The organism is Vibrio sp. Vb1337 (assembly GCF_033338715.1).
GTDB classification, from domain to species: Bacteria; Pseudomonadota; Gammaproteobacteria; order Enterobacterales; family Vibrionaceae; genus Vibrio; species Vibrio alginolyticus.
Genome location: NZ_JAWOTD010000291.1, coordinates 1 through 1021 on the forward strand (window position 1 = coordinate 1; position 1021 = coordinate 1021).

Below are 1021 nucleotides of genomic sequence, written 5' to 3' on the forward strand. Positions count from 1 at the left end.
TTGGTCTAGATCAAGTTCAGCAAAGGTTCTGATCACAATGAGTTCTCCACAAGCAAAGCTTGGTTAATGGTTCGCCAAAGCAGCATAGAATATAAAAAGGTCGCACATTATAAAGTGATTGGTGATAAGGATCACATGTTATTTCACATCTTAAGATAAAACTCGTGGGTTAAGCGGACAAAATCATCGCTGTAACCGTCTGATGAGTGAATGATCAAATGTGACTCTTGAGTATCGCAAGGTTGCTTTGCCAGTTCAAACAGCAAACGGTGCACGGGTTTCTTTTCCGATGGTTGCACGCGGCACAGTCGAGATAGAGCCCAACCCTGGGTTAATGCTAGTTCAATAAATAGCTTCCCTTCGGTGATTGGCAGCACAAAGCTGGCTTTTCCTTCTGCATCTAGCAACTGATAACAACACTTAAGCAACGCATCATGGCGTAGGGAGTCGGTATGCCTTGCGGTTGCTCGCTGGCTTTGTTTAGCTTGCTCACCAGTGTTGAAATAGGGTGGGTTGCAAACAATGCGTTGAAAGCGTTGTGGTGCTGCAAAATTCAAAACATCGGTATGCTGAACTGAGAGTCGGTCGTGCCACGGCGAGTGCGAAAAATTGTGGCTTGCGGCTTCAACTGCTGTGGTTTCGATGTCAACGGCGGTAATTTTTGCGTCAGGAAAGCGTTGAGCGCACATCAAAGCGAGTAACCCTGTTCCTGTCCCGATATCCAAGATATGGGCAGGGCTCGGACTTTCCATCCACGCGCCTAGCATCACGCCGTCGGTACTCACCGGCATGCCACTTTCGCCTCCTTCGATACAAAACTGCTTAAACTTGAAGCCTTTAGTTTGAAATTTTCCGCTCTTCATGATTGTTTTTTATCTGCTCAATATTTAAGTGAAATTCTCTATTGTTTCTTATTTGTATAGATTGTTGTTTTGTTGGTTATTAAATTGTATTGTTAATTGATCGAGATAAAGAACTGTACGGTTCTTTTGATCTAGTTAGATACACTGCTTTTAAGTTT

1 protein-coding gene is annotated in these 1021 nt (G+C 43.7%); it reads right to left on the minus strand.

Going from position 1 to position 1021, the window contains the following annotated elements; all coding sequences use genetic code 11:
* Positions 1–143: 143 nt before the first annotated feature.
* Complete coding sequence (locus tag R7E42_RS25715; protein ID WP_021450214.1) at positions 144–863, minus strand: tRNA1(Val) (adenine(37)-N6)-methyltransferase; 720 nt, start codon at positions 861–863, stop codon at positions 144–146.
* Between the last annotated feature and the right edge of the window lie 158 nt (positions 864–1021).